The organism is Vibrio sp. D54 (assembly GCF_021728075.1).
GTDB classification, from domain to species: domain Bacteria; phylum Pseudomonadota; class Gammaproteobacteria; order Enterobacterales; family Vibrionaceae; genus Vibrio; species Vibrio alginolyticus.
On record NZ_JAKKCS010000004.1, the window covers coordinates 253259 to 272850 of the forward strand.

Annotated in this window: 16 protein-coding genes; 7 read left to right on the forward strand and 9 right to left on the reverse strand. The window is 43.5% G+C overall.

What is annotated here, in order from left to right; all coding sequences use genetic code 11:
* Positions 1-49: 49 nt before the first annotated feature.
* Positions 50-1402, forward strand: coding sequence for a molecular chaperone (yegD, locus tag L3V37_RS07630; protein WP_237306103.1), 1353 nt, complete (start codon positions 50-52; stop codon positions 1400-1402).
* A gap of 339 nt (positions 1403-1741) precedes the next feature.
* On the opposite strand, the gene L3V37_RS07635 is transcribed toward yegD, so the two are convergent.
* A complete protein-coding gene (locus L3V37_RS07635; protein WP_005388497.1) occupies positions 1742-2215 on the reverse strand; it encodes a copper chaperone PCu(A)C in 474 nt (157 codons plus the stop codon).
* A 93-nt stretch (positions 2216-2308) separates the two neighbouring features.
* A complete protein-coding gene (locus tag L3V37_RS07640) occupies positions 2309-2770 on the reverse strand; it encodes a hypothetical protein (protein ID WP_237306104.1) in 462 nt (153 codons plus the stop codon).
* A 439-nt stretch (positions 2771-3209) separates the two neighbouring features.
* Between L3V37_RS07640 and L3V37_RS07645 the strand changes: the two genes are divergently transcribed.
* Positions 3210-4259 (forward strand): Preprotein translocase subunit SecY, encoded by a 1050-nt coding sequence (locus L3V37_RS07645; protein WP_237306105.1) that lies wholly within the window; start codon positions 3210-3212, stop codon positions 4257-4259.
* Positions 4260-4350: 91 nt separating this feature from the next.
* Here L3V37_RS07645 and L3V37_RS07650 read toward each other — a convergent pair whose 3' ends face one another.
* Both L3V37_RS07650 and L3V37_RS07655 read right to left on the reverse strand, forming a co-directional pair.
* Entirely contained in the window at positions 4351-4647 is a 297-nt protein-coding gene (locus L3V37_RS07650) for a hypothetical protein (protein ID WP_017634219.1), read from the reverse strand.
* A gap of 149 nt (positions 4648-4796) precedes the next feature.
* Positions 4797-5996 carry a DUF5666 domain-containing protein gene (locus L3V37_RS07655; RefSeq protein ID WP_237306106.1) on the reverse strand — a complete coding sequence of 400 codons (1200 nt, stop codon included), beginning with the start codon at positions 5994-5996 and terminating at the stop codon, positions 4797-4799.
* A gap of 89 nt (positions 5997-6085) precedes the next feature.
* Between L3V37_RS07655 and L3V37_RS07660 the strand changes: the two genes are divergently transcribed.
* From L3V37_RS07660 to L3V37_RS07670, 3 genes are all read left to right on the forward strand, one after another.
* Positions 6086-6754 carry a response regulator transcription factor gene (locus L3V37_RS07660; protein ID WP_025767686.1) on the forward strand — a complete coding sequence of 223 codons (669 nt, stop codon included), beginning with the start codon at positions 6086-6088 and terminating at the stop codon, positions 6752-6754.
* Positions 6726-7967 (forward strand): HAMP domain-containing sensor histidine kinase, encoded by a 1242-nt coding sequence (locus tag L3V37_RS07665; RefSeq protein WP_237306107.1) that lies wholly within the window; start codon positions 6726-6728, stop codon positions 7965-7967. Before L3V37_RS07660 ends, L3V37_RS07665 begins: the two co-directional genes overlap by 29 nt.
* A 137-nt stretch (positions 7968-8104) precedes the next feature.
* Positions 8105-9034 (forward strand): SRPBCC family protein, encoded by a 930-nt coding sequence (locus tag L3V37_RS07670; RefSeq protein ID WP_237306108.1) that lies wholly within the window; start codon positions 8105-8107, stop codon positions 9032-9034.
* Positions 9035-9180: 146 nt separating this feature from the next.
* Here the strand turns inward: L3V37_RS07670 and L3V37_RS07675 are convergent, their stop codons facing one another.
* From L3V37_RS07675 to L3V37_RS07695, 5 genes are all read right to left on the reverse strand, one after another.
* Positions 9181-9636 (reverse strand): hypothetical protein, encoded by a 456-nt coding sequence (locus L3V37_RS07675; protein ID WP_237306109.1) that lies wholly within the window; start codon positions 9634-9636, stop codon positions 9181-9183.
* 13 nt (positions 9637-9649) lie between these two features.
* Complete coding sequence (locus L3V37_RS07680) at positions 9650-11428, reverse strand: S8 family peptidase (protein ID WP_237306110.1); 1779 nt, start codon at positions 11426-11428, stop codon at positions 9650-9652.
* Positions 11429-11675: 247 nt separating this feature from the next.
* Positions 11676-12017 (reverse strand): hypothetical protein, encoded by a 342-nt coding sequence (locus L3V37_RS07685; protein ID WP_033906993.1) that lies wholly within the window; start codon positions 12015-12017, stop codon positions 11676-11678.
* Positions 12018-12027: 10 nt separating this feature from the next.
* Positions 12028-13941, reverse strand: coding sequence for a tetratricopeptide repeat-containing diguanylate cyclase (locus L3V37_RS07690; protein WP_237306111.1), 1914 nt, complete (start codon positions 13939-13941; stop codon positions 12028-12030).
* A gap of 610 nt (positions 13942-14551) precedes the next feature.
* Entirely contained in the window at positions 14552-15808 is a 1257-nt protein-coding gene (locus L3V37_RS07695) for an aromatic amino acid transport family protein (protein WP_237306112.1), read from the reverse strand.
* Between the two features lie 379 nt (positions 15809-16187).
* Here L3V37_RS07695 and L3V37_RS07700 point away from each other — a divergent pair, with 379 nt between their 5' ends.
* Both L3V37_RS07700 and L3V37_RS07705 read left to right on the forward strand, forming a co-directional pair.
* Positions 16188-16622 (forward strand): GNAT family N-acetyltransferase, encoded by a 435-nt coding sequence (locus L3V37_RS07700; protein ID WP_017634213.1) that lies wholly within the window; start codon positions 16188-16190, stop codon positions 16620-16622.
* A gap of 292 nt (positions 16623-16914) precedes the next feature.
* On the forward strand, positions 16915-19578 hold the full coding sequence (locus tag L3V37_RS07705; protein WP_237306113.1) for a nitrate reductase: 2664 nt from the start codon (positions 16915-16917) through the stop codon (positions 19576-19578).
* Positions 19579-19592 lie beyond the last annotated feature (14 nt).

The following is a 19592-nucleotide window of genomic DNA, read 5'->3' on the forward strand; positions in this document are numbered from 1 at the left end:
CTTTTTAACGGTCAAAAGGCCACTAATCAGTGGGACAGTGGGAGAAACAATGTTTATCGGCTTTGATTATGGTACTGCAAACTGTTCAGTGGCTAAAATGGAATCGGGTGAGCCAGTACTGCTTAATCTAGAAGGAAACAGCCCTTTTATTCCTTCCACCCTTGCTGCACCGACTCGTGAATCGGTATCCGAGCATTTATTTCGCCATCGAGATATTAAACCATTAGATCAAGTTGGTGAGCAGGTTTTACGCCGGGCAATCAATTTAAACCGAGAAGAAAGTATTGACTTAGAATCCGACGACATCGCGTTTGGTCAGGCTGCACTTAATCTCTATTTGGAAGATCCTCGCGATATCTATTATGTGAAATCGCCGAAGTCTTTTCTTGGTGCATCTGGCTTGCGTGATGTGCAATTGGCTTTCTTCGAAGACCTTGTCTGCGCGATGATGGACAATATTAAGTCTCAAGCCGAAAGCGATGCGCAGCAAAGTATTACCGATGCTGTGATCGGCAGACCAATTAACTTCCATGGGCGTGGCGGCGAAACGGCTAACATTCAGGCAGAAAGCATTTTGCTGCGAGCAGCGAAACGTGCGGGCTTCCAAAGTGTGGAGTTCCAGTTTGAGCCTGTCGCGGCGGGCTTAGAGTATGAAGCCACACTCAGCGAAGATAAAATCATTCTAGTAGTCGATATTGGCGGTGGTACAACGGACTGTTCATTGATTCAAATGGGACCGTCTTGGCGCGGCAAAGCAGATAGGACCGCAAGCTTGTTAGCTCACAGTGGCCAGCGCGTCGGCGGGAATGATCTTGATATTGCGTTAGCATTTAAGCAGCTCATGTTCCCTTTTGGCATGGGAAGTAAAATGGAGTCAGGTATTGTGATGCCGACTACCCAATTCTGGAACCCGATAGCAATCAATAATGTAGAAGCGCAGAGTGACTTCTATTCGCGAGAGAACCTATCAGCGTTAAAGTTGCTTCAAAAGCAGGCTCAAGAGCCAGAAAAACTTGCTCGTTTGCTAGAGGTGTATCATGAGTCTTTAGGCTACAACATTGTTCGCCGTGCCGAAGAGGCAAAAGTGGCACTTTCAGAACAAGCTTCTTACCGAACTGGCATCAACTTGTTATCAGAAACGATTGAAGTTGATGTACAACGTGACGAAATGATCGAAGCGATCCAGTCGCCAAAGAATAAAATGACGGCGTTGGTGACAGAAGCGGTAGAGCAAGCTGGAGTTAACCCCGATGCTATCTTTATGACTGGAGGTTCGGCACGCTCGCCAATCTTGCGCGATGCGGTGCAAACCGTACTGCCAAGTATTCCGGTTGTCAGTGGAAACTATTTTGGCTCAGTAACTGCTGGCTTAGCTCGTTGGGCTGAGGTTTGTTTCAAGTAGAAAGAAAGCCGATTAACCGTGGATCTTTGTTGCCAAACTTATGATTTCATTTAGGCTTGCCAAGTGATGGTTGGATAACTTTGTCGAGAGGTTGAGTTTTAAGCGGGTAGGGAACCTTTTTAGGATCTTAAGTCTTTCAAGGTCATTCTGAATAGCGAGGAACGAGCGTGATTTAGAATCTCTTGCCCGAGCACGCTGTTATGATATATGACGCCGTTTCGCCAAGCGTTATTTATCACCATTATTCTGAAGAGTCGAGTTAAGACCTATTGGATAATGATTTTGACTAAGCTGAGATAAAAATGCCCGCTAAATCAGCGGGCACTTTTGTTTGCGTCATTAATGATGCATGTGTTTTTCCATGTGGCCTTGTTTCTCAACCGCCATTTCCACTTCAACCTTACCTGCGTTTTTAAAGGTTAATGTCATAGGGAAGCGGTCACCCTCTTTAAGAGTTTGTGTTGGGTTAAAAATCATTAAATGGAAGCTGCCTGGTTTAAACAACACAGATTCATTGGCTGGAACGCGCACTTCGTCAATCTTAATCATTTTCATCACACCATCTTCTTTCTTATGCGTGTGAATTTCGACATGTCCTGCGATTGGGCTTTCTGCTGCGATCAATGTATCTTCACTGTCACCGTGGTTGGTTAGTTGAAAAAAACCACCGATAACAGGTGCGTTTGGTGGCGCTTCGCGGCTCCATGGATGGTCGATATGAATTTTTCCTGCTTCATAATCGTGCGCTAAACTCAGTGGGCTAGCGATGACAGCAATAAGCGCGATAGCGGCGGTTTTTAATGATTTAAGCATGTGTTTTTCCTTTTGAATTAATAGCTTCTCTGAATGGACAACAAACAGAGTCATCGTTATTTTTGGATAAAGTTGTTAATGATTAGATGCCTGTTAGGCAGGAAAAACACTCGGCGGAGAGTGCTTAGGCGCGATGTGTTTGTAAACGAGCTTATCGCATTTTGAAAAGTGATAAGTCGTCAGTGCATACTTTACTCGGCGCAGCCAATGGATCGTTGTCAGGTAAAGCCCAATCGCAACTAAAAGAAAGAATTGAACAGCTTGAAGAAGCGGGCATTCAAACTGGAAGCCGTCGTGTAAGTTAAGATCTTGGATGAGCTTAGAAGAAGATTGAGCGTTAGCCTCAATCAACGTATTGATATCCACCCATTTGAAACCATCTGCGGTACACAGTAAAACCTTTTCACTTTGGACTTTGTTGAGCCAAGTTGTGCTGTGAACTTGTGTAGGGTTAAGAGCGGCTGTGGACGCTAAATACAACTGAAACAACACCGCGATAATAACCGCAATAGCTTGCAAGCGATGGTGTTTGTGCTGTATTAGAGTGTTTTCCATACAATTGAGTGCTTATCTTCTTCGGCGCGGGATACTAACAAATTAACCAAACAATGTAATTATCAGTTTACTAAAAGGTGATGCAAGTGTGCATTATTTGTTTTATTGCCTATTTTTAACGCTTTAATGTTTTGATTCGGCTGACATTCACAACCTCCAATTCAACTTGTCAGTCTTGCCTAGTCGCTTTTGAAGATACCGAATTAATCTCTCTTATATGCCACTGAAGCTTCGGTTAGTGGGTGTCGTGGTGGTGTTTTTACGTGCTAGATTTGGCTGATATCGATTCAAAATGCACACCGAATCTTCACTTGTTTTCCGTTAACGGAATTATGACAGTAATTTAATAAAGGATACGGTATTCTGCGCTCCTTTGTACATGCCAGAAACGTCCGTCCTACTTAGTAGGAGGGGCGATTAATCTTAAGAAATTTCTCAAATGAAATACGAACAACAGATTGGATATCGATACCCTAAAGGTCGATTTGCCATGGTGAGTGTATACGCATTCACTGGTGCTGCGATTTTAGCATCGACTATTTTTTCTCTATTGCTATTTTTGTCTATCGACGAAAATCCGATGATGCAAACCTTATTTGGTGGTTTAGCGATCATTTTTGAAGCGGGTAAATTTTACGCTTGGTATGAATACGGTGAGCGCCGAGCCCATCGCAACTACACAGGAGCAGCAACCGCTCTCGTGTTTTATTTAGTCTTAGCTGCGATTTCCATTGGCGGTAGTATTGGTGGCATTAATAGTGCAACCAATAGTGCACAAAGTCATATTTCGGTAGAGCAGGCGAAAGTGGAAGCGTTTAATCGTCAGATTGCGGCAATCGATAAGCAGATTGAGCTCAACAATATGGCAGCGCAGAAATACATCGAGATGGAGCGTATCGCGACTGGTGTAACTCGCATTCAGGATCAAAACAAAACCTTACGTGAAGAGCAGCAACGCTTGGCTATGGAGCGTGATAGTTTACCGCCGGTTGCGCAAGGCTCAGTGATTGGTTTGATTGATAGCCTAGCCAACGCATTTGGTACCACCTCTCAGCAAGCTCAGCTTGGCTTGGTTGTATTTCTTTCGATTCTTTTGGACTTCTTTGCTGCATTTTTTGTTGGCTTGATTGGTGAAGAGCAACGGTTCCGATATTTCTATCGCAGAAATGAGGGCATGATATTGAAAACAGTTCGCGATATAGACCCAGCGCCTGCGGGTTATCTTCCTCATATAAAAGAGGAAGAAGAGCAAGAAATACCAGCTGCACCGGAGCCAGAAGAACCAAAGGAACCGAAAACCTTGTTAGAGCAAGTTAGCGATGCACTTAAAACGCATCAAATTACGTGCACCAAAAAAGCCGTTGCTAAACAGTTTAGGCTGTCTGCGGAAGAGGTAGACAAGGTATTTGAAGAATTGGCAGAGCTCGGTTTAGTGGGGAAAAAAGCCAACCACCATTATCATTGGATAGGTGAAGCAGAGACCGCATAATTGGTTATCTATTAAAGTTCGGAAAGAGCGTCAACCGGCGCTCTTTTTTGGGGGGAAGTTTCGCTATTAAAGTTAACTACAAGAAAGCGTATCAATCTTTATTGAGCTTTTTGGTTACGTCTTTCACCGTTTTCTTCTCTTTTTCCGGTGTCATTGCATCAACAGCTTTACCCGCCATCCCTTCATCTGGCAATTTGTCTTTTCCTGCATCAACTGCGGTATCTTTCAGTGCCTCTTTAGGCGTACAGCGACCACCAACACCAACCACGGCTTTTGTCGCAGCGGCTTTAGCTGCCTTTTCTGCATCGCAATCAGGATCCATAACGCTAGCTAAGCTCGTGGCTGAACCAAAAAACAAGATTAACAAAATGAGGTTGCGTTTTTTCATAGTCGTCACCAATGTTGTGAAACATAGGTAAAGTGTAACGGAGAGAAAAGGCTTTGGCTGAGAATTTGTTGGTTTGAGCTTGGGAAGCAAAGTAAGGTGAAAAGAAAAAGTGCCACCGAAGTGACACTTTTTCTTAAGCGTAGAAGGGATTAGTTGTCGTAAACGTCTAACTCCACTTCACGGGCAATATTTTGGTCGTTAATGATCACACCTTCGACTTCGACACGAGCACCATTTAGGTTAAGTTCTTCAATGCCTTGGAAGCGTGTTTGTGCATCAATCACAACGGTGGTGTTACTTAGTACTTGATCAGCATCATTCTCACAATGCTCGATTTCAAACACTCTTGAATCAGCATCGTAGTTTGATACATAGCCTTCACATTCAAACTCTTTACCTCGCCATTGGTTGTCATTGTCAAACTCCGACCGCTCAAATTCGATGACGGTAGCGGTGCGTTTGCCATTTTTCATCACAGAGGTCACTTCTACTTCTTGACCTTGTTCTAGATTAGCTTTGCTACCATCCTCAAAGCGTGTTGCGTTATCAATGAAGAAGGCTCCTCGGTAGTTTAGAGAGAACTCACTATAATCCTTGGCAACCCAAGTCACGATGCCTTCCACATCGCTGTCATTGCTTATGACGTCGTAGCCTTCAACTTCTACCTCATTTGCCATGAAGATGCCGTTTTGCATTTCACCTTCTACTTCCACCCATTGGCCGATGCTAAGTTGGCTAATGTTGTCGTAAGATACGGTTATATTTGTACCAAGCTCAAATGTGCCAGCATTTTCATCGGTACTAGTAATGCGACCTTCCAGTTCGTAGTAGCTTCCAAGGGCTGGGTAATCGTTATCTACGTCGATTTCGACCACAGACAACACTCGATAACCCGCATCCGCAGTCGGTAAGGATGAAACCATCACCCAGTCGTTGATCTCTATATCATCACTTAAACCGTCAAACTGCAGCTCTATGCTGTTTACCGTGAATTTTTTCTTCACATGATCAATCGCTGTCACACGTCCAGTAATGGTTGGTTCAAGTGTGACTCGGACGCCATTGTCCGAAGCTTGCCGAATATCTGACCCCACGCGAACCACCATTTTTGGTTTTACATCGGCCAATTGCACTTGTGTGCCGTCATAAACCACCTCAGACACACGATACGTATGTCCATTGACGGTTAACGTGCTTTCTTTAGCGTTGACCGCTTCAACAGAGCCAATCGCTACACTTGGTTTCACTGCTGGTTGAGTTGATGTGCTATCGCTATTGCTGCCACCACCTGAACCACCACAACCAGACAATGCCAAACCTACTACAGAAATAAGAGCGAGTTTTTTCATTGTATTAACCTCAATTTACGAGCGAGTTTAGGAAATTGCCTGTATCTTATTGGGCATATCGTGAAGAGATCGTGAAGAAATTTGATTTTATGAAAATTTTAATTGTAGATGACAACCATAACGTCTCGGAGACGATTGCAGACTATCTTGAGCTCGAAGGCATGATTATCGATTGTGCGTTTCATGGAGAGGCTGCGATTAAGTTAATCGAGGAAAATCATTACGATGTAATCATCATGGATATCATGATGCCGAAGCTCGATGGCATCAGTACGGTACAGAAGCTTCGACAAGATAAGTTATGTGGAACGCCAATTCTCTTCCTAACGGCAAAAGATACGCTAGATGACAAAATCGCGGCTTTTAAAGCGGGGGGAGATGATTATTTAATGAAGCCATTTGCGATGGAAGAGCTCAGTTTGCGTGTTCATGCTTTGGCTAATCGTGGTCCAAGACAAGATATCGGAACGCTCAAATTTGCAGATATTTGTTTAGATGCGCGTACAGGAAAAGTAACGAGAAAAGACAAAGAAATTAAGCTGAGTCGAATTCAAACTAAAATTTTAAAATTGCTCCTCCAGCGTGCTCCAGCAGCGGTCTCGCGCACAGAAGTGATCGATAGTGTGTGGGGAGACGAACCACCTGGAAGTGATGCACTTCGTAGCCATATTTACGGTTTAAGAACCGCGCTAGACAAAGGTTTTGAAGAATCACGATTAGAGACTATTCATGGACAAGGTTACCGACTTAAAGCATAACGAATATCCAAGCATTTATCGCAAGATCCGTTGGGGTTTTGGGGTCATGACGTTTGTGATGTTTACTCTTTTTTGGTCGCTGATTTATGTGGCAGAAAACAAACTGGAAGTGCTGAGTTTACATCACTGGCTAGATACTGAAGCTGCGCTTTATAGTGAGAATTTCGAGAAACAGGGCTGGGATGCGCCATTGCCAAACGTATTGGAATTCAACTCATATTGGAGTGAAGCACCGACACCCGATTGGTTGCTCTCTTTTACTTCACCTGGTTTTTACGAATACCTGCTTGGTGAAGAAGACAAACACTTTGTTGTATTGAACCATCCCTCAGGGAAGGGGCTTATGTATATTGTGTTTCAAGATGACTCAGATGATTACTTGGACGAATACGAAAGCTCGCTGCATCAGTTTACGCTGCTGCTCGGTGGTTTGTTTTCATTTGTCATGGTTGGGTATGGCATTTACATGGTGCGAATATTGTCTCGGCCATTAGCGCAAATTGAAGACAAAATTAGCCAAATGTCACCGGATCAACCCGCTTTCCAAGTTGAAACTAAGTTCAGCGAAACACGCCAGATAGAGCAGACTTTGCTGGATAATAAGAACGATATCGCGGGCTATTTCAAACGAGAACAAGAATTTAGCCGTTTTGCATCGCATGAGTTGAGAACGCCAATCATGGTGATTAAAGGCTCAACAGACATTCTGACGCGTATTCCTGATCAACCTCGAGTTGCGCAAAAAGCCATCACGAGGATGCAGTCGGCTTGTGACGAGATGCGTGTACTGACAGAAGCGTTTCTCTTACTTGGTAAAGAGAAAATAGAGCCTCAGCATTACGGAGAGCATCAGCTTCTCACTTGTTTACAAAAACAGTTGGAAGAGCTAGCGCCTTTATTTGCCAAGCAAGATTCGAATTACGCTTTGCACGAACAACATAGTGGTGTCGTGAATGCACCGGAGAGTTTTGTGACCATTGTAATCAACAATCTGATTAAAAACGCCTTTAGCTATAGTGTGGGAGATATTGAAATTGAGTTGAAAGGTCATGCGCTTAAGATCCTAAACCGTCACGATGGCAACGAGACGTACAATGCTGGTTATGGTTGTGGGCTTGTTATCGTACAACGAATATGTGAACGGATGGGGTGGGCGTTAGTACTGGACGATGATGGTGTTCGATTTAGTGCAAAAGTGGAGTTCTGCTCTTAGCTTTGCGCGTATTGATTCAAGTGAGAATTAACGCTCTGGATTTTTCTTGTCGTACGCATCTAACCCGCAGTCAAACAAGAAAAAACTGGAATTTGAATTAGACTGAAGTTAGTGAAGCGGAAACTCGAGGAACCGTTATGCTCTCTTATCAGGTCAGCCGAAGTATTAAAATTAATAAGAATCAAAGTGAAATTATTGGCTATCTCAAGAACTTCAATAACTGGCCCAGCTGGTCACCATGGATCATTCTTGAACCAAGCTGCGAGCTGACATTCAGTGATAATCAGGGCCACGTTGGAGCTGGTTATCAATGGAATGGTCAGCGTATTGGGACTGGCGCGATTGTACTGGAAAGTACTCAAGAGCATCGATTAGATATGGAGCTACATTTCTTTCGCCCAATCAAGAGCCATGGAAAGGTGACTCTAATCGTGACGCCGTCACAAAATGGCTGTTTAGTCGAATGGCAAATGCAATCTCGCGTCCCTTGGTATCTGTTCTTTCTGAAAAGTATGTTTAAGTCGATGATAGAGATGGATTATCAACGTGGGTTACGCATGCTCAAAAGTAAGCTTGAAACCGGAAGAGTGCATTCAGACTTAGTCGAAATAGGTAACCGAACGTTGCCTCAAATTCATTACATTGGGATCAAGGGTGTGGCTAGCTTGCAGGAATTAGGTTCGGTAATTGAGAAGCATGTTCAGCAACTAGAACAGTTAATTAGTGACGAAACCCTATCCGTGAATGGTGAATTGTTTTGTTATTACCAGTCGATGGATATGCAGAAAGGAATATTCGAGTTTATCACTTGCTTTCCTCTTCATAACTCAGTACCAGCACCTCAAGGGGCGGTTACCGGTACCATTCCTGAGAGTGAAATATTTGTCGTTGAACACCGAGGTGAATATCAGTTTTTAGGAAATGCATGGGCTTTAGCGATGAACTTGGTTCGTCAGAGTGGTATGAAAGTCAAAACCAGTCCTTTAGGAATCGAACGCTATCTGAATAGCCCGAAGGAAACCACGGAAGAAGAGCTAAGAACGGAAATTATTTTGTTTAAGAAATGACAGGCGCAGGCGAGTAGGGTGTTTAGGTATCATACTGGTTATGCGAAATGTTACTAAAGAATAATAGCGTACCTGTTCCTATCCATAAAAATGCCTCAGCAATCGCTGAGGCATGGTTTTACAGGCCAACTTCTCTTGTTAGAGAATTATTGTGCACGGTATTTACCGCTGTTTAGTTCAATTTTAGACGCTTTTACCCGGCTGTCTGCGTTTAGGTAGTCGCTAATACTTAGCAGATCTTGATCTTGAGATGCTTTTAACACCGCTGATTCCCCCTCTGCGAAGATAACTTCTAATTTTAACTCTTTGGCGACTGCTTTCGCTTCGTTAGGATTGTTTACGGTGATATAAACCAGTCCAGTGGCTTTGGATACGTTACTAAACGCATTCTTAAACACCTCATCACCCGCTTGAAGTTTTACGTCTTCAGATAGGGTTCTAACAGTGCCAGTTTGCAATTTTCGATAATCTTGGCCATTAATCTCAACCGCTTCTGATGGCACAAACAGTTCTGGTGCAGGTTGTTGAGAGAGCTGTTGCTCAGCGTATACACTCGACGTCATGATAACGAGAGCCAGCATAGAAAATGATTTGTATTTCATGTTATTGACTCCTTTAGTGTCCAAATATGCGCATCGACCAGTTCTTAATAACACCGGGCTGAGCGTTGTTTGCCATCGGAACGTCATAGATGGTGGAAGAGTTGAAATATGCAATGTAAGAATAGACTTCATCGCCGTTCGTATCTATTGCTCGCAACGTCCATTCGCCTTTTGCATCTTCGCCATAAAATTGGTTAGACAACATTAATTGATCTTTGTAGCCTGTAATCGTTGGATCAAGAGATTGACCAACAAGACCATTGCGCGGTGTTTGCAAAACGGAACGAGTCCCTGATGGCGAAATGAGCTCGATAGCTAAGTCGGGCAGACGAGCGTGGTCCAATGTCAATGTCACTTGAACGGATTCTACTGTCAGCTCATCGGCAATGGCGATACTTGAAGAGCCACCAACTAGACTTGCATCGGGTACACTTACTTCTGTAGCGTTATGAACCCATGGCGTAATGCTTTGAGCTGGTAAAACACGATTCGTCATGCGAGCACGTTGCATCGCTTCATCTAAATCTACAGCGCCGAAGCCATAAAAAGTATGGAAATCTACGCCTGCTGCGTTTTTCTGCCAAGGGGCAATGGCCTCGTAGCTAACCTGTTCACCATTATGGTTAGTAAATTCAAGCTGTACGCCTGGATGCGCTTTATCCGTTACTTTTGCTGTCTCCGCTAGTAAAGCACGTACATCACGAGCAGAAAGTGCGTGGTTGGTTGACATGATTGCCGCGATGGCACCCGATGTGTTCGGCGCAGCCGATGAGGTTCCGTTCATCGTACTGGTATAGTTACAGTTCGGATCGAGCTCCGTTCCGCCGTGTAACCCATTAATGCCAAGGCCATCACTGGTATTTTGCCCTTCTTCACAACCCATTAAATCAGTGGTGACCATAGCAGGGAAATCTTGCCCATATTCACCTGCTGGTGCTGCAACCCACACGTTCGAACCCACAGATGAGTAACTCGCTCGCGTACCATCCGCTCGTAGTGCACTAGTGACTAAATTGAAGTAATTGGCGTTATCATAAGACTGAGCAGAGTTGTGCATCGGTAAGCCTTGATTGTCTCCACCAGCAAAGAAGTTACTTGGCAATACGAAGAATCGCCCTGCATTGAAATAGCGGTAACCATTACCTGCTGACTTTACAAATACAGCATCTCGACCCCAGGCGTTACTCTCGCTGACGTTTTTCATCACGTCCATTTCAAGTCTTAGTTGAGGGTCGCTTTCATCAAAAGTAATCGGGTTTATAGGGCTGAAACCGTAACTTTGGTTAAATACGCGAACATCGCGTGTTGCTGGGTCCATGCCATGGGAGATTAACCAGCCTTCTAATGTCTGGTTGGCTAACCAGTTAAAACCGATGAGGGAAGAGTGATAAGCGACACCGCGTCCGCCTTCACCGTTGTTGCCGACGGCGCTAATCAAACCGGCTACAGCAGTGCCATGACCATTAGTATCAACCGGATAACTTGGTGGGAATGAAGAGTCTTCGACGAAGTTTCTGCTACCTGTAACTATATTACCTGCAAGGTCGGGGTGATCGATCTGCACTCCAGAATCAATAACGGCAACTTTCACACCAACACCTGCAATCCCCATTGCCTGAGTGAGCTTAGTGTTTAAGTCGTTCCCAGCAACAGCAGGATTAGCCGCAAACGCAGTTTGCCCCGTGTTGTCTAAGTGCCATTGTTCAGAATAGAGTGGATCAAACGCCGAGACGGCAGGTGCAATGCCTACTGCCAACATAGCAGCAAATAGGCGATTAATGCGTATTTCCATTTTTGACCTCATGTCTTTGTTTGGAATTTTTAGTTCCTGTTTCATATTCCGCTAACAGGAACAAACAAAGCTAACGACAAAGAATAAGGACGAAAACCATTTACAACTTGTTTACATTAAAAGTTCGATGGATAACATAAGTCTTTGTTAATTTACTGAAACCATGAGGTTTTTATATGTCGCATCGAACATGCATGAAAAGTGAAAAGCAGAAAATACGAGTGTACCGTCTGCTTCAAGAGGGGGGTTATTTAGTTGAAGCGGGTTGAATAGTTGCCATTGGCTTTTTAGGTTCGGCTTTTTCCTTAGGCAGCACGTTATCAATCCACTTTTTAATGTACAACTTATCGAATTCTTTATCACACCACTTTTTGTTTAATCCACGTCGATTGAACTCAGCACCAATCGCCACTTTGGTTTGGTTAGTTGCACGGTTGTAGTAGAGAGTTTCACATAGTTGAGTGTTACTCATTTGCTGGGCATATACATTGACACTGCTGCTGCGCATTCCCAGTTGAGACGCTTGCTGATTACTACACGCCATAAGAAATAGAGGCGCAAAAGTAATAATGATTAGATTTTTTTTCATGTGTGCTTTTTTATGATGTAGGATGAATGATGAACTGGTTTCTGCCAGCTTGCTTCGCATCATACAAAGCGTGGTCTGCCAAGAAAAACCACTGATCCCATTCTTGTTTAATTGTTTGTGCCGACAGTTTGTCCACTGCTCCAAGGGAAATTGTCGCGCTTAATGGTTTAGAGTCAACCACCAATGGTGTGTTTTCAACAGTATATCTCAATCGCTCCAAAAACTTAGCGCAATCTTCAACTCGCTGTACTTCGAATAATAGGACAAACTCTTCTCCACCCCAACGAATGAGTAGGTCACCAGAGCGGGTGGATTCATTAAATAGCGTGGCAATATGAGTCAGCATTTTATCGCCAATATCGTGTCCATATTGATCATTAAAGGTTTTAAAATGATCGACATCTAAAACGGCTAAGGCAAATGTTCTATCTGGGCTTCTACGAGCCATTTTGTCCAACCAAATGTGAAGATAGCGACGGTTATGCAGTTGAGTTAATGGATCGGTAGTATTTTCTTGAGTGAGTGCTTTATTAATACGTCTAACGCGCAGTACGTAACGAAAACCAACGACTCCAATTGCCGCAATAGCGATAAAGTAGAACATTTCTCGATAGCGCTGTGAACGCAGTTCAGAGGCTTGTAGCGCATTTTTTGTTTCTAGCAATTTGAGTTCTTTCTGGGCTAACTTAGCTTCGAGGTCAAACTTAATGTTAATCATCTCTTCACCATGAATATGATGAGAAAACTCAGCCTCTAGCTCTCTTAATTGGGTTAAATAATGAAAAGCCGCTTCATAGTCATTAAGAATTTGATGAGCGTTTACCAGTACCGAAAGCATATCAATACGCTGACGCAGCTCTAATTCACTGGTTGATTTGGTTTGTTCTAGAACGTTAAGCGCTGTTGTAATAGCTTTATCGTATTGTTTGTTTGCGAGGTAAGCCTCTGCAAATGCCTCGTAACAAGACGTTTTTAGCATTTCTAGATTTTTTGGAATGGGCAGGTCTACGCAACGTTGTGCGACCATTAATGCATCATCAATTTTTCCTATCGAGCTCAACATTTGTGAAAAGCTGGATAAAGAGTGGTGCTTGACTGTGTCCGACCCCGTTTGCATTGAAAGTCGAATGGCTTCATTGAAATAATATTCCGCTTCTTTGTTATCTCCGAGGCTCGAGTGAACGATGCTAAGGTTTGCGTAGATAACCCCCATAAAAAAGCTATTATCGTATTGATATTCGCTCTCTAGGTAAGTGTCGAGAGCTTGCGTTAGGTAACTGTTGGCCCGAGCCCAATCTGATGCGTCGATGTAGACCGTCCCAATGTTGTTCAGTGTCATCGCGACTTGTATTTCAAATACTGTTTTTTCTAATAACTCATAGGCATTGCGATAATATTTTAGGCCACTGCGTAGTTGATTTCGAGATACTTCTAGATTGCCTAACCAGCGGTAAGCACGGCCTTCTAATGCTAGATAACCAAGATCACGGGCTGTAGAAACAACGTCATGGAGTAACAATTCTGCGTTCCAGTTATCGTCTTGCTCAATCATTGTTACAGCCTTATTGAGCTGTGCTTCAGCGACGACCCATTCCAAATGGTGCTTTTTACCGAATTCGATTAAATCGGGCATATCTTTCGGTAATGGAACACCTTCGTAACGCTTAAGGTACTTTCGTGCAAAGTAATACAGAGCAAGAGACTCCGCTGATGCATTCTGTGGCGTATTTAACTCATCTTTTTGAATTGATCGCGGCTTACCCATCGAGCGAAAGTAGAGTTTTAACATGGGCTTGCTTTCTGCTGAAATGTGTTCTTCCAGATAAGCTTGCTTTTCGGTACTCGCCAGTACGTTGGTCGGATGCAAGAAAAGTCCAAGTGCAGTACAAAGTGCGCAAGCCAGTTTTTTAATTGAGAAGTGCATGAGCGTATTAATAAAATGTGATCTCTTAACCGAATACCAGTTAAGTCTACCATTTCTTGTTGGTTAAGTGCGGATGGATTCCCAGTGGTAAAGTGTTTTGGGAGTGAGAGACAAGAAGACTCTCTATAATATTATGATTTATAAAACAAAATCTATTGAAAACTTATGCAATGATTAGACGATGGTATAGACAAGGTAACGATGACAGGTAGGCGAGCATATTGGGTGGACTCAATCTAATGATTTAAGCCGCGGATTCATCGCTCAAAATCAGGGCGAAGTGTAAAAAATTACGTTTCTGTCATAAATATTTAATGTTTGTATGGGTTGTTAAAAAACGGGATATTAGACATAGTGTTATTAAGCCAATAAAAAATGGCTTTTATAATAAATAGGAGATTAACTATGCATAATGAAATGATTCAACCTTCGCACTTCGGTATTATCGGCCGTACCTGCATCGCTTCAGTACTTATGATTGCGGGTGTTTTCGCTCTTATTTAAGAGTCAAGGGTAACGATGATTACCTTTTAAAGAGTAAGAAAATTCAGGGAATCACCTTAACCTTGTGTAAGGTATTCCCCTGAAAATCCAAGCGAGTCTTTAGTTATTAGCTGAAGAAGCTAAAAATCAATGCACTTACCGCCACAATGCCTGCTGCTAGAACAAAGTAAGTAGAGACATTTCCTCGATATTGTTTCATCGCCTCGATTTTATACACCGCTAACATTGGCATAATAAATAAGATCATTGCAATAACAGGCCCTGACAATGCTTCCATCATACCAAGAATACTTGGGTTCATGATCGCCGCCGCCCAGATTGAGAAGAACAGTGCTGCCACGCTGATACGATCAACACGCTTCTCAGATAGGTTAAAATGCTTGTAAATTAAACCATTTAAGCTTTCACGCGCACCTAAAAAATGCCCAAGGAAAGATGAAGTGATAGCAACAAACGCTACTAAAGGACCAAGTGTTGCAATAAATGGATTATCGGTTGCGTTCGCTAAGTAAGACAATACGGATACGTTTTGTTCTTTTGCTTGAGCCAATTGTTCAGGTGACAGTGTTAGCACACAGGAAAATACAAAAATAAGAACAAAGGCAATCAGCATGATGCTAGTGCGGCGAAGAATAACTTCGGATTTGGCATCTGCCTGCTTACCGTAATGGCGACGTTGTACATTTGCAAAGCTTGAAATTGCAGCTGCGTGACTAAACGAAAAAATCACTACAGGAACTGCTAACCACATAGTGCTAGCAAAAGCTGACGCTTCTGGCACATCCATGACAGGCATGGTCCAGTTCGGTATTAAGTAAAATGATAGAAAGGCAAGAATGGCAACAAGTGGGAACACCATAATGGCAAAGGCCCGTAGCATTACTTTTTCACCCGCCATCATAATAGCAATTAGTGCAAACACTAGTACGCCAGAAAGCAAAGGTCTAGGTAAAGAAGCCATATCAGCCTGATTTACCATGAAGCTATCTACTGTGTTTGTTATTCCAACACCATATATCAACAGGATCGGGAAGATCGAAAGAAAATACAGCAGTGAAATAGAACGGCCTGCTTTTGCGCCGAAGTGCTCTTCCACTACATCAGTGAAGTCTGCGTTTTTGATCTTAGAAGATAGTACAAAACGAGCTAAGCCACGGTGCGCAAGATAGGTCATTGGAAAAGCAAGTACTGCCATCGCGACTAAAGGCCAAAAACCACCAATCCCAAGGTTAATTGGCAGAAACAGGATGCCTGCGCCAACGGCTGTTCCAAATAGGCTAAGAACCCAATGTGTATCATGTTTTGACCAAGCTGTGGTTGTGTTTATTTCACTAGGATTTAAGGCATTTCGAGATTCTTTCACTTTAAAACTCGCTTTTATAAAAATAATAATGCTGAAAATGGTAAAGGTTTTAGTGTTTATTATCACACGCGAAGCTTGGTGAATAATGCTGTGAATTTGGGGTGGTTGTAAATTATCCAACTATGAATTTTTCAATAAACCAGAATAAAGTTCTTAAATTTAATATATTTAATGGTCGTATGTATTGAAATTTTTATCTTGTGTGGTTTTTGATTTTGCGGTTAAAACTTAATCACGGATGTATGTTCTAAGTGAGTTAGGCCTAATTTTCAGGAAGAATATTACATTTCTTAAGCACTTAATTGAGATGTTTGTGTCCCGTCATTTAGATGGGATTTAGGTATACTGCTGCCATTCATGTTAAAGAAGGAGTCATTGAATGGACATCTTGTCTGCGCAAAAAGAGGACTTATTTGCCATATATAAGCTCGAAAATACTTTATTTGGAGAACACGCCTATCCTCAATTTTTCTTTCGGCAAGCTTTTGATTGTTGGGGAGAGAGTTTACTGGTAGCAAAAGAGGGAGAGCAGGTCGCAGGGTATATATTGCTAACGACTAGCACAAATGCACATCAATATTGGATCATGTCATTGGCCGTCGATATTCAACATAGAGGTAAAGGTATTGCGCGTTCCCTCCTAGAAAACGTTATTGCGTCGTTGACGTTAGGCTCAAGCGTGAAATTGACTGTCGATCCTAAGAACCAACCTGCATTGTCTTTATACCTCTCCCTTGGCTTTAAAACGTTAGAAGAAGAAGCGCATTATTTTGGTGACGAAGAATCCAGGTTAGTTATGGAATTAGTAAAGTAATACTGCACGATAATGACCGAAATTTGCACACAATCAGTGCGTAGCATTACGTTGCTATAATTGGTTTTAAGCTAACCATTTGTATGGTAAGGGTTTTTAATCTTGGCACCTCACTTGCTTTACATAAACGTTCATCGATAACTCGATGCGCCGCTCTTAATAGCAGGCGAGAGCGGTATAGGGTATTACTTTTTGAAAATGTACTAACAGCGTTAAAGGCATTGCTGCCTCTCTCGATTCGGGAGAGGCTTTTTTTTGCTAGTAAGTTGGGCTGAATCACACTGGAGGTGTTATGTCGCAAGGATGCAAAAAAACCACTTGTCCCTATTGTGGTGTTGGATGTGGTGTCGAGGTCAATGCGAAAGGAATCGTTGGGGATGCGTGTCATCCTGCAAATGCGGGATCACTGTGCGTGAAGGGTGTCGCGCTGGCAGAGAGTTTGAATATGCCTTCGCGCTTGCTGTATCCAAAGCTTGTCACCAAGCAGCGACCTCAAGGGCAAGAAGTACAATGGCAACAAGCCACGGATCTGATTGCAGAAAAGATTCATCAAGCGAAAGCGGAGTTTGGACCGGATTCCGTCGCTATGTATGTTTCTGGCCAGTTGTTGACGGAAGACTATTACGTCGCCAACAAACTCATGAAAGGCTATGTTGGCAGCGCAAACATCGATACGAACTCCCGTTTGTGTATGTCTTCGGCGGTTGCGGCTCATGTACGAGCATTTGGTGAAGATGTCGTTCCCGTCAATTACGACGATATTGATAATACCGAGCTGTTGGTCATCTGCGGTGCGAATACCGCTTGGACGCACCCTGTTTTATTCCGACGTATTCAACAAGCGAGAGAAAACAATCCTAACCTCAAGCTGGTGGTCATTGACCCGCGTGAAACGGTCACCGCACAGCAAGCGGATTTGCATCTACCGATTAAAAACGATGGTGATGTGTCACTCTTCAATGGGCTGCTCAAGTTTCTTATTGAACAACAATTGATTGATTCTGAATACATAAATTCTTATACCGACGGGTTTGATGCGCTTGCAGAAGAAGCTTCTGATTTACGTTACAGTGTCGCTAATCTAACGTCTTCCATTGGCATTTCAGAAGAAAAACTCACGACATTCTTCCAATGGTTTGAGCAAAGCCCAACCGCAATCACGCTGTTTTGCCAAGGGGTTAACCAAGCCGAAAATGGTGTCGATAAAGGCAACGCCATTATTAATGCACACTTGGCGACAGGTAAAATTGCCAAGTCAGGTTGCGGGCCATTTTCTATTACAGGTCAGCCGAATGCGATGGGTGGACGAGAAGTGGGTGGTTTGGCAAATCAATTAGCGGTTCATCGTGCTTTTGACGCAGAGTCTATCAAGCAAGTGCAGGCGTTCTGGGATTCACCAGAAATTGCCACTCAGCCCGGTTTAAAAGCCGTTGAACTGTTTGAGGCGGTAGAACGTGGTGAGATTAAAGTTCTGTGGATTATGGCTACCAATCCTGTTGTCTCTTTGCCAGATAACCAATTGGTAAAACGTGCACTAGAGATTTGTCCGTTTGTGATTGTTTCCGATATCACAGCGGATTCGGATGTAGCGCATTACGCGGACCTATTGCTACCCGCCGCTGGCTGGGGGGAGAAGCAAGGCATGGTGACCAACTCTGAGCGTCGACTTTCTAGGCAGCGTCAGTTTCAGACGCCTCCCGGTGAAGCAAAATCAGATTGGTGGGCGATAAGCCAAGTCGGACAAGCTCTGTGTGCATTGGAAAAGGCACAAAATGGCTTTTCGTTTACTTCAGAGCGGGCGGTATTCAGGGAATATGCAGCGATGACAGGCATGAATGCAGATTCACCATTGAAGCTAGATCTTTCTCAATACGCCAACTTAACCGAGCAAGAATACGAAGAGTGGGTGCCGACACAATGGGGAGGAGAGCGTCCTTTTGCTGATGGAATCTATTCGCACCCAGATGGTAAAGCGCGTTTTGTCGTGACAAGTGAATCTCCAACGCGTTTAGAAAGAACAAAAGGCTGGTGGCTCAATACGGGCAGGCAACGCGACCAATGGCATACCATGACGCGCACAGGGCATATCGCACACCTTGCCGCCTCAGAGTTAGAACCAACCGTGTACATGAACACACTCTCTGCCACTCAAAATCGCTTAAAAGCAGGACAACTCACCAAGCTGTTTCAGCCTACTTCAAACACTGGTATTTATGCCAAAGTTGCCATTGATGAAGGTTTGGGTTTTCAAGAGCTGTTTATGTCAATGCACTGGGCGGGTCGATATGGCGGTGAAAGCAGTGTTAACGCGATAGTAAACAGCGCAAAAGACCCTATTTCCGGGCAGCCTGCATTTAAGTCGTCTTATGTTGAAGTGCAAGATGCGGCGGTAAAAACCTACGGTATGTTCATCGGTACACAGTTTGATTCCGGTAAATTTCTCTACAGCGCATTTCAAGCAGAAAGTAGTCTGGGCATCTGGCGCTTTGCACACGATAAAAGACCAAAGAAGCAGAGTTTTTGTCGAACGGAAAAGAGCCGCAGAATTACGATAGACATTGCCCAAGGCTGGCTAGCGGTGGATTACGACCTTGTTGGAGACGTGCGTATCATTCGCTCTGTTTTGGTGGTGTCTAGTGAACCGATTCAAACTGACTACACCAACTTTACTGGCTTGATTGGCAAACCGATGGAGCTATCCCAACTGCTTACCATCACTCAATCGCAAAGCAGTGCCAAACTGGTTTGTAGCTGTTTCCGTGTTACTGATAAACAAATACATGACGCGATGGAGAAACAAGACTGCACGTCACTGACTCAACTTCAAAACAAACTCAAATGCGGGACTAACTGTGGCTCGTGCGTTTCTCAAATCAAACAAATGGTCGACAGCCATCAGCATCAAAAGGGCAAACAGCAAGCGAACCAGCAAAGTCTGGCTATTCAAATAAAGTAAGTCATTAAGAGGAT